Origin of the sequence: Loigolactobacillus iwatensis (assembly GCF_003950295.1) — a bacterium.
GTDB classification, from domain to species: Bacteria; Bacillota; Bacilli; order Lactobacillales; family Lactobacillaceae; genus Loigolactobacillus; species Loigolactobacillus iwatensis.
Genome location: NZ_RHNP01000001.1, coordinates 177,404 through 193,904, shown reverse-complemented (window position 1 = coordinate 193,904; position 16,501 = coordinate 177,404). Strand labels below are relative to the sequence as shown.

Sequence of the window (16,501 nt, the reverse complement as noted above, 5' to 3'; positions counted from 1 at the left end):
TAGGCTATTGGCCACGGAAGATCATTTTGGTGACCTAAAATGATAATGTGCTGTGAATTTAAAATTTAGACCAATTATTTTTTTCACAGGATAAGCTGATAACTGCTTTATTTTCATAGGTATAGACCACTTGAAATGTGATTAAATTGTCTTGTGTAAGCGATTAAACTATGTATATTATATTAACATAACCTATTAATTATTATCCAAGGAGGGGTATAGGTATGAAAGCATATCTTCAACGAATGGGTCGTTCATTACAATTACCCGTTGCCGTTTTACCGGCTGCAGCTCTACTTGTTGGTATTGGGCACTGGCTACCGCAAAAGTGGGCAGCAGCACAATTCTTACAATCAGGTGGTAACGCAATTTTAACCAACCTAGCACTTTTATTCGCGGTTGGGCTTGCTTTAGGAATGTCCAAGGACAAGGATGGTGCTTCGGCACTTGCTGGCTTGGTCGCCTTCATTGTTCCAGTTTATGTTTTAGATCCCGCACAAGTTTCTACATTGTTAGGAATCAAACTTTCCGCAGTTGATCCAGCATTTGCAGCGATTAAGGGAAACGTCTTAATCGGTATCATTGCAGGGTTAGTTGCGGCGGCATTATATAATCGTTTTCACGAAACCAAATTACCAATGGCATTATCATTTTTTAGTGGGAAACGTTTAGTTCCAATTCTTGCTTCACTGGTAATGCTAGTTGTCTCACTTGTTTTGTTATTTGTTTGGCCACCATTATATGAAGCCTTAGTTTCTTTCGCTAAGTTTATTGTTGGTTTGGGTGCAGTTGGTGCCGGACTTTACGGTTTCTTTAACCGGTTATTGATTCCAACTGGATTACATCAGGCTTTGAACTCAGTTTTCTGGTTTAACGTTGCCGGTATTAATGATATCGGTAAATTCTGGGCTGGTGAAGGGGTTAAAGGGGTCACCGGTATGTATCAGGCCGGCTTCTTCCCAGTAATGATGTTTGGCTTACCAGCGGGTGCTTACGCTATTTATAAGAATGCACGTCCAGAACGTAAACGTGAAACTGCTTCGCTAATGCTGGCAGGAGCTTTTGCTTCATTTTTTACCGGCGTTACTGAACCACTTGAATTCTCGTTTATGTTTGTTGCTTGGCCATTATACGTTATTCATGCAGTTTTCACTGGTATCTCATTGGCTTTTGCCGCCTTTATGCATTGGACGGCCGGCTTTACGTTTAGTGCCGGATTAGTCGACTTTGTGTTGAGTTCGCATTTACCAATTGCTAATATGCCGTACATGTTACTGGTTCAAGGTTTAGTAATGGCAGTTATTTACTACTTTGGCTTTGATTTTGCCATTAAGAAATTTAATTTAATGACTCCTGGTCGTGAACCCGTTGAGGAAACTACTGATGCGGATACAGATATTGAAGTTGCTACTGATTCAAGTGACGATAAATATACAGTTACAGCTAAAAAAGTTTACGCTGCTATTGGCGGCAAAGATAATATTACGGATATTGAGAATTGTACAACCCGCTTACGCCTTCAGTTAAAGGATACCGATAAAGTAAATAAGGCCGCTATTCGTGGCGCAGGTGCGGTTGGGATGAATGTGTTAGATAAAACCAATATTCAGATTGTTATTGGGACTGAGGTTCAATTCGTTGCCGATGCCTTAACAAAATTGTTTGAAACAGGGGCACCAATTAGTAACGTTGCTAATAGTTCGGCCGCACCAGCAAAGCCTGTAGTTGACCCTAACATTAATTCAGGCGCTGTTGATACTTTTTATAGCGTTGCTCAAGGACAACTATTAGATATTGAGAAGGTTAGTGACCCAACCTTTGCGCAAAAGATGCTTGGGGATGGTTACGCGATTGAACCAGTTAATGGCGAAGTTGTTTCACCAATTGATGGTGAAGTACTTACAGTGTTCCCTACAAAACACGCAATTGGACTTAAAACAACAGATGGCCTAGAAGTCTTGGTTCACATGGGCTTAGATACTGTTGAATTAAAGGGTGCACCATTTGATATTAAAGTTAAGCAAGGGCAGAAGGTAAAACATGGTGATGTTTTGGCCAACGCCGATTTGCAAGCCATTAAGGATGCTGGTAAAAAGTCAACAATGATTGTCATTGTCACTAATATGCCAAGTGTTGCTTACATGAAGTTTTCTGAATTAGATCGTTCAGTGACTGCTAATAATGAAGTAGTTAAAGTGACGGTCAAATAGTAGCTTAGATGTAATCATCAAAAATTTTTAGAGATAGGAAATGGAGTGGGACAAAAGTCGGTTTTGGGTTTACTGCGTAACGTAAGCTAATCCAATAACCGTACTATGGTTATTGAATTAGCTATAGTCGTATTTGAAAAAACAGATTCCTGCGGTTAGCTACAACAGCCAAATCACCTTTTTCAAAGGTAATTCGTCTGTTTAGGCTAATCCTCAGAATCTGACCGCTTTTTCAAACACTTCCATTAGGCACGTAAACCCAGACTTTTGGCGCACGTTCTAGAGCAATGTTCGAAAACAATAAGAGGCCAGGACTTTTTGTCCCGGCCTCTTTTTTGGTGTTTTAAAGTTTAATTATTGGTTTTGGGTTAAAAATGATTTTTTGGAATTTATTTTAAGCCATTGCTTTTTTGATATTATCTAGCGTTACTTGAGTGGTATCAACGAAGTTAATAGCCGCCTTGTTTAGCATTTGCGGATCGCCAATACCAACAGAGACTTCACCAGCAGCATTAATTCCTTGAATACCAGCTACAGCATCTTCTAAACCAATACACTGACTTGGATCAAGGTTCAGTAATTGTGCACCCTTAATGAAAATTTCTGGATCTGGTTTACCGTTTTTCAAGTTAGCTGGATCGACAGTTTTGGTAAAGTAGTCACTTAAACCAATTTTAGCCAAAATTGTTGGGGCATTACGTGATGCTGAAGCAAGTGCAATGCCGTAACCATTATCCCGTAGGCTCTTGAGAAAATCAGCCATCCCAGGCAAAATATCTTTAGCCGTCATATTCTGAATGAGCTGAACGTAATTAGTATTTTTTTCAGTTGCTAGGGCTTCTTTTTGTTCAGGGGTGTAGTCATTTTCTACACCGCCCTTTTTCAAAATCAATTCAAGGGCATCCATCCGGCCAATACCTTTAACCGCGTCACCGATTCCGGGGTAGTCGATGTTAAGTTTGATAGCTAGTTGACCCCAAGCCTCGGCGTGATATTTAGAAGTATCCGTTACAACACCATCTAGATCGAAAACAAAACCTTTAATGTCAGAAAATTTAACCATACTATTACCTCCTAGATTTGAAATTAAAGAATGCCAAAATTTAGTTATCGTTAACTGGTTTTTGGTAAGTAACCGTTGTTGCCTTACCTGCTGGGACGGCAATTTCTTTACCAGCGACGTAGATTTTAGTATCGTGATCAGCCGTGACGTTAATTAAATCATGAGTGATTTTGAAACTATATTGTGTTCCTCTGAAGAACTGTTTAAAGGCAATAGATTGCCAATGGGAAGGTAGGTGTGGATTAACCTTAACCTGATCAGTTAATTGGTCAACACCAGCATAATTACGTGTTTCTAGTAGTAAAGTAGCACCCATAACGCCCAAGTGAATTCCTTCGGCCGTAGTACCACCTTGAATATCATAATAATCGGATAGCAGCGCCTGTGAGAATAGTTTCCAAGACTGATCCATATTACCATCGACTAAGCTCAGAACGGCGTACACGATCCGCGATAAGGTTGATCCGTGGGTTGTTCGGTCAAGGTAATATTCAATATTCTTAGTGAGGTATTCTTTTGGCAATTTGTAGCCAAGGCCCTTAATGAGTTCATTGACACTATTGAAATCAAAGTTATAAAAGGCCATTAGTGTGTCAGCCTGTTTAGCAACTTGGTAGGCATCAGGATTGCGTCCTTCAGACTTTAGAATACGATCCATTCGGGAAATATCGCCATACTTCTTACGGTAATTCTCAAAGTTTAAGGTTGGCAAATTAAAGTAGCCTTCAAATTGGCCAATAATGCCATCTTCATTAATATCGAGTTTAAGATGGTGACTAATCTTGTCCATTTCAGCAAAAAGCTTTTCGTCAAAACCGACCTTAGTTGTCACTTCTTTAAAAGTGGCCGCGCTAATCGTGTTTTTTCGTAACTCTTCAACGGTTTTAAACAGCCAAGCCACCATAATGTTAGTGTAGGCGTTATTCGTCAATCCTTCTTCGTCACTGTTAGGGTAACCTTCATGAAATTCATCAGGTCCCATAACTTTCTTGATTGTGTACCGCTTAGTTTTCTCGTTATAAACAGCCTTACTAATCCAAAAGCGAGAAATTTCAAGTAACATTTCTAGGCCGTACTGGTTCATGAAGTCCACATCATTAGTCATGTGGTAATACGTCCAAATATTGTAAGCAACGGATAATGAAACGTGACGTTGTAAGCGACTGTTATCAGGATCCCAGGATTTAGTAATTGGATTTAGATGAACGAATTGGGATTGTTCATCACCGTACATGCCTGATTGCCAAGGATACATTGCACCCTTATAGCCTTCGCTTGCAGCGTATTTTTTAGCAGCACCAAGTCGATTATAGCGGTACATTAGTAGTTGGCGAGCAAGCTTTGGGTAGTGCTGCGTGTAGTAAGGAATAACAAACATTTCGTCCCAAAAAACGTGACCACGATAAGCTTCACCATGTAGTCCACGGGCACCAACAGAGGCATCCAAGTTTGGATTAGCGGTGCTTGAAGCAGAAACAAACATGTGGAAGGTATTAACCCGGGTTAATTTCTGACTAGTAAGGTCGCCTTCGATTTGAATATCGGCGTTACTCCATAAACCCTGCCAAAATTGATTGCTGTTTTGTTCAGACGAATCAAAGCCAGCGCTTTGCAATTCTTTGGTTGCGTGGTCCATTAAAGAGCCTTGCGTTTCCTGACTAGTAAACATCGCAACATTTTTTTCAAAAGTATACGTTTTATTTTGTTCAACATCTAAGGTGATTGTTTGGGTGATGGCATCATCCGTGTTTGTCACTGCTAAATGTTGGTTTGTATCAACACTAGAGCTGGTAAATTTAGTACCAATGATAAAATCAATATTTGAAGTTTTTGTATGGCCAGCTAGATAAGCTTCTGATCCGGCCGTGCTCATTTCGGAAATATCAATGTGATGTTGATCAAAATTCTGGTAGCGTTCAACGTTATCGTTTGTAACACTACCGTCGATTTTCGAATAAACTTGCAGGCTCCCAGAAAAGTTAATCGGTGTTAGTTGATACCGAATAGCATATTGATGCCAGTTTTTCATGTCAGCTACTTTGGTGGTCACGATACGTAAAACATGGCCAGTTGCTAATTGGATCAACATAGTTGTACGTAATTCGCCAGTATGTAGATCTAGGCTGCGGTAGATGTCCTGGACGTTTTCTTTAGTGACTGTAAAAGGCCGTTGCTGGTCAACGCCAAAAGTGAAAAATTGAGCGTTAGGAAGGTTAACTAGATCTTCATTAACAACGTCGCGGTCATTAATTTTAGTTGTATTTTGATTGTAAAATCCGGCAATGTAAGTACCAGGATAGTTGTCTTGATCAGCCGTGGCCTCAACGTAACTACCACGTAAACCAAAGAAGCCATTACCAATGGTTAACATTGATTCTTGGCCGTAATTACGTTTACCAGTATACTGTCCATAATAATCAAGGTGCCACTGATTGTAATCTTGTTTACGTGCAACAGCCTTTTCTAAACCGACTGATTTAACGGTTTGTTGGCTAACAACCGGAATGTTCAACATATTTGTCAGTGCTAAGCCAATGTCGATTCGTTGATGATTGATACCCACGATAGTGTCCGAAAATTCGTACTCTAAGGGATTTTCAATAACGGCAGCGTTAAATGAAATTCCGACTAAGCGTTCACGAATCTTTTCGAGATTTTCACCAATGGCCTGTTTTGGGTCGTAAGTAATGATAGCCTGTAGACTTTGATTATTGCGCGTATAGGTCAAGATAATTGCGTCGTCCGTAATTCGTAATGAAATAACTTTCATAATGTGACAAGCTCCTCCCCGCTTTTACTAAACGAAATGTGCAAGCGTTCCACATTCATGGTAACACTAATACACTATACTTCTATATTAGGTTGTGTGGGATTGTTTGGCAACTAATACGAAGCAGTTAAATTGTAAAAAGCTAGGGTGGGTTTAAAAAAGTATTTAAATTCTAAGCGGGTTGTCATGTTTTTAAACCTGTAGTTCGGTTAAGTGAATTGTTACTGGGGTTGAATCAACTAATTTAACCTCTTGTTCCCGGTAGAAAATATTAATTGATTTGCCAACCAACAACGTGAAGGTAACTTCTTGCCGTTGAATGGCCACTTTAATCTGCCGTTTGTGGTATTTCACCTTGAAGCTAAGGAAGAGCCATTCAGAAGGAAACTGGGGGTCAAACGTTAGGCCGTTAATTCCAGCGTGCATCCCAGCGAAACCATAAATGAGTGACAGCCACGTTCCCCCCATGTTGGCCGCATGAATACCGTCTGCCGAGTTACCCTGAAGATCGGTTAGATCCATTAATGCCGTGTCCATAAAGTAGCTATAGGCCTTTTCTGGATTGTGAATTCGATTAGCAAGGACACTAAAAATTGCCCGTGATAAAGAAGAGTCGTGCGTTGTGATTTTTTCGTAGTAATCATAATCACGTTGCAATTGTGGTTCATCTTGGTCAAATGGAAATAGAAAATCACTCATTAGCGTATCTGCTTGTTTATTAACCCGGTAACGGTATAAAACGAGTGGGTGGTAATGCAGTAATAAGGGGAAATTTTCCCGAGGTTCATTGGCAATATCAAACACTGGACGATTTGGTGAACTATCATCTTGCATCTTAATTTGTAGATCATCATCGTAAGGTAAGTACATTTTATTAGCGGCCGTTTGGAAAGCGACAATTTCTTCCTCACTAACCCCTAAATCTGCTAATTTGGTCGGATTTTCTTTTTGTAGTTGCTTAGCGTACTTAACAGCGATAAATAAATTATTTTGTGCCATTCGGTTGGTGTAATAATTATTATCTACCAAGGCCGTATATTCATCCGGACCGGTGACGGCGTTAATCACAAATTTATTCCTCTGCTTACCCTGTTCACCGTAGTTGCCAAATGCCAGCCAAAAACGGGCGGTGCTGATAATCATTTCAAAACCATAATTTTCAAGAAAGTCTGTATCCTGTGTAACCTGAATGTATAAGTCAGTTGCGTAAGCAATATCAGCGTTGATGTGAACTTGGGCAGTGCCAGCAGGATAATAGGCACTAGCTTCTTCGCCATTAATCGTCCGCCAAGGATAGAGCACGCCACTTTCAATTCCCATTTCCCGAGCATGTTGGCGTGCTTCATCTAAAATTGAAAAGCGGTAGGTCAGTAAGGCCTTCGCAATCTCTGGTTGTGTGTAAATGAAGAAAGGCAGCATGTACATTTCGGTATCCCAGAAATAATGGCCTTCATAACCAGGCCCAGTCATCCCCTTGGCCGGAACATCGGTCACGCCGTCGCGACCGGCCGCTTGGTAAAGGTGAAATAGATTGAAGCGAATTCCCCGTTGAAGCGTCGGATCACCATCAATGACGATATCACTGTCCTGCCAAAAATGACGCATATGATTAGCTGAAGCTTCAAATAGTTTTGCAAAATTTTGTTCATGGAATCGTTCTAAAGATTTTTTGATGTAAAAATCAGGACCCATTTCCACGGTCATTAGCGCGTGAATATTTCCCAGGGAATAACCGAACGCAAACTGCTCTAACTTGCCTGGTGTAAGATCCAATTGAACTTGGTAACAAGGAATGTTGTTTCTGGAAACCATTTTCATACGGGGATCACCACCTAGATAATGAAACATCATTAAAATACCCAACTGACTCTTTTGGGTTTCAATGAGCATTGTCGGTGAATCGGCAGGCATGTAGACTTGACCAAGAGGATTATGGCGCTGCGCTCGTCGAACATCCTCGTTACTGTTGGGAATACTTTGATTGACGTAATTATGTTGTTTTAAGAGTGTAACCTTACCGCTAAAATTTAACGCCCGAATTTCGTAGCGAACAACGTATAGATGATAATCACTTTGTGACATGAAAGATTGCAAAGTTAAAGTCAACATTTTTTGTTTTGGCGTTGTAATTCGAAAGGTTTCGACTAAAAGGCCGGTTTCCATGTCTAAATTTTTATCAACTGTTTCAACACGAAAAGGTGTTTGATCTGAACGAACGCCATCAACTTCAAGGATTAAAAAGCGCGGATCAGGTAACTGAGAAATTGTTTGGTTATTTCGCGGGTAGCCAAAGTAACGTTCACCATAAGTAATCGGACTTAGGTCATAGAAGCCATTAACAAATAAGCCGGGATTACCTTCATAATTGTCGCTGTTGCCTTGTAATGGATTACTTGCCCGAACACCCATGTGCCCGTTTCCTAATGCGTAAATAGTTTCCGTAACGGGTTGTTCTTTATTCGTTAATTTTTGTAAATGAATTTGGTATTGATCGTCAATTGCCATGTAACTATTCTCCAATCATGACCTAAATTAAAAACTAAAACGTCTCTATTTTATAACAAAAATTACAAGATAGAAATCGTTGTTATTTGGTGAGGTCTACACTTTGAATTATCACTAATTTAGTAACATTATTCAAACAAAATCAATTGTTCACTAAAGATTAAGTGATTTTGTTTAAAAATTGAATTATATCGTGGCTGATTTTTGTTGATAACAATGGTAGTTGAGTGTCATCAGCGCTACTGTCAGCAATTATTGGAAGGGTACTAGTTATTAGTTTGGTTTGCGGGGCCGACTGCGCCAACCAGTTTAAGTGTTGTTTACTATCTTGAATAAGCAGTAGCGGCTTTGAAATTAATCGGATAGCCTTAGTACTGACGTAAGCGCCATTTAAATCAATCGCTGCCGTTATAAAGTGTGAGCGTTGCGCAAGCTCTAAGGTGACAGAACCAGCGAAGCCCGTACCTAAAGTGATAACTTTAGAAAAATTGATGTGTTGGCGCAAAATGGTGCTATTAAGTTGCTGTGGTTGTTTTAGTAAATCAAGCGCGATTAATGTCTCCTTTGTCCATTGTTTCGCCCAGTATCGTGTTACAGGTATTTTATTAAGTAATTCTTGATAATCTGATTTTGATAATGAAACTGCAGTAGCTTCTTGTTGAATTTTAGAAATTAGGGCGGTCTCCGGTTTCTTTAATGTTTTGTTGAGTAAATAAGTTGTCGTTCTCGGGTGGCCAAGTTGGAAAACAATGTAACCTGCTTTTACCAGTTGATCAATTAAGTGTAAATTGGTAAAGAACGATTGGCCCAGTGGTGGCTGTAATAAAATGAGTGGAAATTGACCGGGATGAACGGGCACATTTTTACTAATCTGCCTAGCGATGTGCTGACTTGTTGGACTGGGCGTTAAAAGTGGCGAGATTTTAATTGAACGACCTTGCTGGAGAGTAGGATAGAAACAGTTCCAAGGTAATTCTTGTAGTGGCATACCGGGTAATGCCGGAAGTCGGTAAATGGATTCAACATAGCCGCTGTGTATTATTTTTTTCAAAGCTACTTCCTCCAATTACATAAAAGAGTTTGCCACATTATTAATGATAATATCATATATTAATTATGACTTATTTAATTGATAAAAAATTTCATTTTTTACTTGCAAAATGACGGTCAAGTGGCGATAATAGCAAAATGTACAAATCAAGAATATTGGAAAAATAATTTTGAAAGATGAGGGTGGGACAAAAGTTGACTTTGGGTTTACTACATAGCTACGGTTATTGGATTAGCTGTAGTTAGGCAATGAACTCAGATTTTTGGTGCACATTCCAGAGTAATGCTCAGAAATAGTAAGCCTTTTAGCCCAACCTCTCAAATTTTAAAGAAGGAAGTGATAACGTGACAACGACTTACTTACGGCGTTCACGTGAAGCTGATTTACCAGCAATTATGACAATTATTAACGAGGCAAAGGCCTATTTAAAGGAACAAGGTGTCGATCAATGGCAACATGGCTATCCTTATGAAGAAGATATGATTAATGACGTTAAAGCAGGATTGAATTATGTTTTGATTCGTGACGATGATATTGTTGGAACGGCTACTTTGCAGCAGGGTATGGATGATAACTATAAAGTTATTGATCATGGCAGTTGGCAAGGGGCAGCGGATGCGCAGTATACGTCAATTCACCGAATTGCAGTGTCGGCCAACTATCGCGGTCAACATTTGTCGGAAACCATGATTACCAATTTATTAACGGTTTCGTTAGAACTTGGTTATACCGACGTTCGAATTGATACGCATCCAGAGAATAAAGGCATGCAACACGTGATCGTTCAAAATGGTTTTACATACCGGGGTATTATTTATATGCACGAACCAAAAGAAGAACGGTACGCTTACCAATTATTATTGAAATAGATTTAAGCTAGGAGAGGCTGAGACAAAAAAGTCCCTAGCCCCTACTTATTTCCGAACATTACTCTAAAACGTGCGCCAAAAGTCTGACTTTTGTCACACTCCCGTTCTGGCGTAATGATCAGAAAAAATAGTTAGGACCTATGACGGAACATGTCATAGGTTCTTTTTTTAATACGATCTAGTTTGTAGCCTTGACATTTATAGAAAAATGCAATTTAATGGATAAGTCCACTAATTATTAAAAACAACTATTTTTTAAGAAACAAACAAGGAGAGGTTAACGTGGAATTATTTGAATTTAGCAAATATATTGCTTCCGTTTATCGGCAATCAAAAAATGATTTTAAACAACAAATTACGGAACTAGATGTTCGGGCAACTCAAAGTGATCTATTGATGTTTATCCAAGATCATCCGGGCCTTACGCAGCGGCAAATTGCCCATAACATGACGCTTGATGCCAGTCTGCTAACCAAGGATATAAAAATCTTGATTGATCACGGTTGGGTACAACGAGAAGTTCACGCCGAAGATCGACGGGCACGAGTAATTACATTAACTACTGAAGGTACTGCCCTTTCGCGGCGGTTACAAACAACGATGGGAAATTGGTGGGCTGATTTATTTCGTAGCAATCCGGAGATTGATAGTGTTGTTTTAGGACATCAACTTGAGTTGGTACGTAAAGCATTGGGGGAGAGAAAAATTGATTAAAAAATGGGGAGTCATAGGTGTTTGCAAGCACTTTGCTTGTTTAATATTTGGAATTAGCCTGATGTCGGCCAGTGTGGCCTTAGCTAAAATTGCGTTACTTGGTACGTCCCCAATTTCCAGTGTTCCAAACGTACTAAGTGAATTGACGAATTTGACGATTGGCCAGTGGACGATTATTTTTATGATCGTATTAATTGGACTAGAGTGGGCCGCTTTACGCCAATATTTTAGCTGGTTGAACATTATCCAAATAATTCCTTCCCTTTTTTTTGGAGTTATGATCGACTGGTTTGTAAAGTTTTTTAGCTTTATCAAATTACCAAATTACTGGGCGCAACTTGGTATCACACTGCTTAGTATTGTACTATTGGCGATTGGGGTCTTTTTTGAGGTTAATTCACGGACGCTAACCATGGCCGGAGAAGGGATTGCGGTAGCATTAGCGTTTGCTAAAAAAATGGCCTTCTCGCGCATGAAAATTCGCACTGACATTGCCATGGTAATTGCGGCGCTACTCATCAGTCTTATTTTTAGTCATCAATTAATTGGTATTCGTGAAGGCACGGTGTTGTCAGCACTTTTATCTGGTCGGCTCGTTGGTCTAATTGAGCGGCATTTTCCAAAACTAACTAATTGGGTGCAGGGTACAGACGAGCAGGGCAGTCTTAAAACTCAGGTACGTGAATAAGTTCTTCATCAATTATTATGGCCGTATTTTTGCTGATACATCATTTATGAAATTACACTTTTATTAATTTGGTAATACTACGGCAAATTAAAACAATAAACGTGTTAAACTCATTCATATACTATTGAATGAGATGATAGAAATGACGAAGCAAGTCCGGCGCTGGGTATTGCCCGCCGGTATTATTTTAATCGGTTTTTTATTGGTCATTGGAACGCACTTTGATCAAGCACTTTACAAAACACCGATTGTACGAATTACGAAAGTGGCTAATGGAAAACCAATCAAGCAAGTTGATCAATTTAAAAATGTCGACCACCAAACGAATCAAGTATTAGAGGGCAAACTACTGAATGGTCGTTATCAAGGCAAGTACGTTAAGCTACATAATACTTATACAACATCTGGCGCTTACGACCAACAGTATAAAGTTGGGCAAGAAGTCTTTGTTACTTTACAAAAAAACGGTACGGTTAATTTGATTCAAGGCTTAAAGCGCGATGTGACTCTGGCATTTTTAGTTTGGCTGGCGGTTAGTCTATTATTCGTTATTATGCGCAGCAGTGGCATGTTAGCTTTACTAAGCGTTTGCTTGAACATGGTGCTATTCTTTTTGGCAATTACGTTAAATTTAATGCTGCACAGTAGTTATTTTCTGTTGATTTTCGCAAGTTTAGCTGTCATTTTTGCGGCCTTAACACTCTGGTTGGTGTTAGGCCCGACGCGCCAGATGCTAGTGACCTTTGGTGCTACCCTAGTTGGAACCTCTGTTGCCTTGCTACTGAGTCTAATTGTGATGCAACTTACTGGTGAAAAAGGAATTTATTATGAATCAATGCAGTACGTGACTCAGGTGGCTCCGCGGCCGTTATTTTTTGCGGAGACACTGCTTGGTTCTCTCGGAGCCGTGATGGATGAATCAACGGATATCGTTGCGACACTTTTTCAACTACGTGAAGAACAACCGGATATCTCAGGTAAAACATTATTTAATTCTGGTCGGCAAATTGGTCGTTCAATCATGGGACCATTGGTGAATGTTTTATTCTTAATTTTTGTAGCCGACACTTTTCCAATGGCCATCCTTTTTTTGAAGAATGGTAATACTTGGGGGTACACTTTCTCAATGAATATGTCACTGGGCGTTACGCAAAGTCTAATTAGTGGGGTTGGAATTGTTTTAGCAGTACCAATGGCCAGTTTCTTGGCTAGTCTATTAATGACTAGGAGGAAGGCAAAATGAGTACAATTCCGGCTTTAGGACTACTGCTACTAGTGGTTATGGTACTTGTTGGTGGAAAACAGGGTGCATTATCCTTTTTGAGCCTACTGTTAAACTTTATTTTCCTGTTTGCGGCGATTGTTTTGGTCTCGCTGCACTTTTCGCCAATGGTTGTTACGTTGATATTTGGTGTTGTTATTTTGGCCGTTACAATTTTCTTAGGTAATGATGATGAAGTAACAACGCAAACGGCTTTCTTCGCTTCAATTTTGGTTATGCTGGTGTTGCTGGCTTTGATTTTACCAGTAGAGCACTGGGCCTCAGTTCAAGGTTTTGGCATGGAGGATAGTGATGATTTAGAAGGAATGTCACTGTTAATTGGTATTAAATTTATGCAAGTCTCAATTGTCACCGCGGTATTTAGTACATTGGGAGCGATCGCTGAGGCCGCGATGGCGATTTCCGCCGGTTTGGCCGAGATCGTTCAGCAGCAACCAAAAATTGCGACCAAGCAGTTATTTTATGATGGGATCACGGTTGGTAAACAGATCATTGGGACAACATTTAATACGCTATTCTTTGGTTTTTTTGGTGGTTTTTTAGGTTTGTTTATCTGGTACGTCGATTTACATTACTCATTAGGACAATTTTTAAATAATAAAATTTTTGATGCTGAAATTTTAATGGTGCTATTTTCGTTGATCAGTGTCATTTTAACTGTACCAATGACAACTTGGGTTATGACGCGGCGAATTCACCGTGTACGGAAAAATAAACGTGCGGATTGATCCAATTGTGATCAAATTAGTGCCTAAATCAGCTTAAAAGAATACTTAATTATGAAGTTAAGCGCATAGTCAAGCGCGCTTAATTTACCTAGGAATGGTGTGAAAATCATGAGAGCCTGTTTTTCAAGTACGCCTGGCTCAAATTAATCAGAAAAATACTGGCACAGTAATTTTTAAACCTGGCTCATGCTAAACTGAGGACATTATATCTAATACAAGGAGATTTTTGATTATGGCGGAAGACAGATTTTATCAACCTAAAGATAGCAAAGATGCAATGCGCTACGTTGAAAATTTATTCAATCAATATAAGGATGCACCACTGACGGATGAACTATTACGCTATAACCAAAAATTAGTCCGTTATTTAACGGGAAATATTGTCGATGAGGCTACCCGTGAAGGACACCCTGATCGCGCTAAGGCCGCGCAACAAATGGCAGCTGCGATGGACGAATGGGTGCGAATTAAGGCTTTAGGGAAACCATTTACCGGTAAGATGAAACACTTTAAGATTGTATCAGGTAAGCAACACGTTAGATTTAAGGCACGACGGAATAAAGGTGGCGGTAAGCAGGTAACAATGCGCAAGACGATGCACCATTAATTGATTAGCACATAGGTCGTGGTAATGGTTACTATTTTCCGATTGATTTTTTGAGCCTAGTCCGATCGACATCGTCAGTAATGCTCGGAACCTAGGCGCTTTTTGAGACACTCTAATTTGATGGAAACGTGTCTAAAAAAAGCAGATTCCTGTGCTTAGCTACGCTCACCAAATTATCCACTGCGCGAATAATTCGGCAAGCTAGGCTGCGACTCGGACTTCGGTTCATTCTAGTCCGATCGACATCGTCAGTAATGCTCGGAACCTGGGCACTTTTTTGAGACACTCTCTAGTTGTTAAAAATGTTCTAATAAGCGAGAATAAGGTTAAAGGAATGAATTGATAATTTCTTTAATCTTATTTAATAACGGAGGTTTTTCGTAGTGAGACGATTAGGAGTTTCGTTGTATCCAGAACATTCGACACTTGCAAAAGATAAAGAATATTTGGATTTGGCGCATAAATACGGTTATACCCGTGTTTTTACTTCGCTGCTTGAGATTGCTGGTAACCAAGACGAGGTTGTTAATCGGTTTAAGCAAACGATTGCGTACGCCAATCAATTAGGGTTTGTTGTGATGGTTGATATGAACCCACGGCTTTTTAAACAGTTAGGAATTAGCTATGACGATCTTAGTTTCTTTCATAATTTAGGTGCTTGGGGAGTCCGGCTTGATGAAGGTTTTTCAGGGATGGAAGAGGCACGAATGACGCGGAATCCGTATGGTTTGAAAATTGAAATTAATATGAGCGGCGGAACTCATTATTTAAATAGTATCCTAGATTATTCGCCAGAAAAAAATAATTTATTAGGTTGTCACAATTTTTACCCACAGCGCTATACAGGTTTGAGTCGTCCGTTCTTTAATAAATGGTCGAAATTTTTTACGGATCGTAATTTAAATACTGCAGCCTTTGTTAGTTCTCAGACGGCCAGTTTTGGTCCGTGGCCCGTTCAAGACGGCTTACCAACGCTAGAAGAGGATCGTGACCTGCCAATCGCAGTTCAGGTTAAACATTTAGTGTTAACTGGTATGATTAATGATGTACTTATTGGTAATGCATATGCTTCAGAAACGGAGCTAAAGGCTGCCGCCACTGCATTTTTTGCTAAACAATTAACTTATCAAGTTGAATTAACTGGGGACGTTTCAGAATTGGAACGAAAAATTGTGTTAACTGACGAGCACCTGTATCGCGGCGATCAATCTGCCTATCTGGTACGAGATACACAGCCACGAACCAAATACCGCGCCGAGGATATTCCTGCACACGACAATCAGGGAATGATTCAGCCTGGTGACGTGATTATTGTGAACAGTGACTACGGCCAGTACAAAGCTGAGTTACAGATTGCGTTGCAGCCATTTGAAAATGATGGTCGGCGAAACGTTGTTGGCCATCTTGTACCTAGTGAACGACTATTATTAGATTACATCCGTCCGTGGAGTACTTTTAAACTGAATGAATAAGGAGGAGTGCGCCAAAAGTCGGTTTTGAGTTTACTGCGTAACGTAAGCTAACCTAATAACAACCGTACGATGGTTGTTGGATTGGCGCACGTTTCTAGTGCAACGATCAAACAGTAAGAGGCTGGGATTGTTTTTCAGCCTAATTAAAGATGGAATGCACAACAAAAGATAGAAGAGCAAAATAAAAACCGCCACACACAGTGACGGCTAAAAAGGAGTAAGGGTGTAGCCGTGATTGGGAGGTCACGACTACTTTTCTTTTACTTTGGAGGAGTAAAATGAAAAATGTTAGTTTTAAGCTTTCACTTAAAACTGTTAGGGTTGTTAGGTTGTTTGGGTATGGTTAATAAGTTGGTTCTTATTAACTATGAGTATAGAATAACGGCTAAATATGAAGAAATTGTGACGAAATAGATTAATAAATTTGAAGGATAGTTTAAAGATTACTTAAGCCAGGGAATGTTTGAAAAAGTGCCTAGTCTCCGAGCGTTCGTCAATCCTAATTACTATTACGCAATTGCAAATTATTAGCAAAAGTAATT

At 39.7% G+C, this 16,501-nt stretch carries 12 protein-coding genes; 8 read left to right on the top strand and 4 right to left on the bottom strand.

The window, feature by feature from the left end; translation table 11 throughout:
• The first annotated feature begins 224 nt into the window (after nt 1–224).
• Nucleotides 225–2,210 carry an N-acetylglucosamine-specific PTS transporter subunit IIBC gene (gene nagE / locus EKM98_RS00870; RefSeq protein WP_125979796.1) on the top strand — a complete coding sequence of 662 codons (1,986 nt, stop codon included), beginning with the start codon at nt 225–227 and terminating at the stop codon, nt 2,208–2,210.
• 394 nt (nt 2,211–2,604) lie between these two features.
• Here nagE and pgmB read toward each other — a convergent pair whose 3' ends face one another.
• From pgmB to EKM98_RS00850, 4 genes are all read right to left on the bottom strand, one after another.
• A complete protein-coding gene (pgmB, locus tag EKM98_RS00865; protein WP_125979795.1) occupies nt 2,605–3,273 on the bottom strand; it encodes a beta-phosphoglucomutase in 669 nt (222 codons plus the stop codon).
• Nucleotides 3,274–3,313: 40 nt separating this feature from the next.
• Nucleotides 3,314–6,043, bottom strand: coding sequence for a glycoside hydrolase family 65 protein (locus tag EKM98_RS00860; protein WP_125979793.1), 2,730 nt, complete (start codon nt 6,041–6,043; stop codon nt 3,314–3,316).
• A gap of 192 nt (nt 6,044–6,235) precedes the next feature.
• Nucleotides 6,236–8,548 (bottom strand): glycoside hydrolase family 65 protein, encoded by a 2,313-nt coding sequence (locus EKM98_RS00855; RefSeq protein WP_125979791.1) that lies wholly within the window; start codon nt 8,546–8,548, stop codon nt 6,236–6,238.
• Nucleotides 8,549–8,708: 160 nt separating this feature from the next.
• Nucleotides 8,709–9,599 carry an alpha/beta hydrolase gene (locus EKM98_RS00850; RefSeq protein WP_125979790.1) on the bottom strand — a complete coding sequence of 297 codons (891 nt, stop codon included), beginning with the start codon at nt 9,597–9,599 and terminating at the stop codon, nt 8,709–8,711.
• Between the two features lie 344 nt (nt 9,600–9,943).
• Between EKM98_RS00850 and EKM98_RS00845 the strand changes: the two genes are divergently transcribed.
• From EKM98_RS00845 to EKM98_RS00815, 7 genes are all read left to right on the top strand, one after another.
• Nucleotides 9,944–10,468, top strand: coding sequence for a GNAT family N-acetyltransferase (locus EKM98_RS00845; RefSeq protein WP_125979788.1), 525 nt, complete (start codon nt 9,944–9,946; stop codon nt 10,466–10,468).
• 282 nt (nt 10,469–10,750) lie between these two features.
• Nucleotides 10,751–11,182 carry a MarR family winged helix-turn-helix transcriptional regulator gene (locus tag EKM98_RS00840; protein WP_125979786.1) on the top strand — a complete coding sequence of 144 codons (432 nt, stop codon included), beginning with the start codon at nt 10,751–10,753 and terminating at the stop codon, nt 11,180–11,182.
• Nucleotides 11,175–11,870, top strand: coding sequence for a YczE/YyaS/YitT family protein (locus tag EKM98_RS00835; RefSeq protein ID WP_191983356.1), 696 nt, complete (start codon nt 11,175–11,177; stop codon nt 11,868–11,870). The genes EKM98_RS00840 and EKM98_RS00835 overlap by 8 nt, the downstream gene beginning before the upstream one ends.
• A gap of 142 nt (nt 11,871–12,012) precedes the next feature.
• The gene (locus tag EKM98_RS00830) at nt 12,013–13,113 is read left to right on the top strand and encodes a YibE/F family protein (RefSeq protein WP_125979784.1); all 1,101 of its coding nucleotides are present in this window, start codon (nt 12,013–12,015) and stop codon (nt 13,111–13,113) included.
• Complete coding sequence (locus EKM98_RS00825) at nt 13,110–13,880, top strand: YibE/F family protein (RefSeq protein ID WP_125979783.1); 771 nt, start codon at nt 13,110–13,112, stop codon at nt 13,878–13,880. Before EKM98_RS00830 ends, EKM98_RS00825 begins: the two co-directional genes overlap by 4 nt.
• Nucleotides 13,881–14,112: 232 nt before the next feature.
• Complete coding sequence (locus EKM98_RS00820) at nt 14,113–14,487, top strand: hypothetical protein (protein WP_125979781.1); 375 nt, start codon at nt 14,113–14,115, stop codon at nt 14,485–14,487.
• A 383-nt stretch (nt 14,488–14,870) separates the two neighbouring features.
• Nucleotides 14,871–15,959, top strand: coding sequence for a DUF871 domain-containing protein (locus EKM98_RS00815; protein WP_125979780.1), 1,089 nt, complete (start codon nt 14,871–14,873; stop codon nt 15,957–15,959).
• The last annotated feature ends 542 nt before the right edge of the window (nt 15,960–16,501 follow it).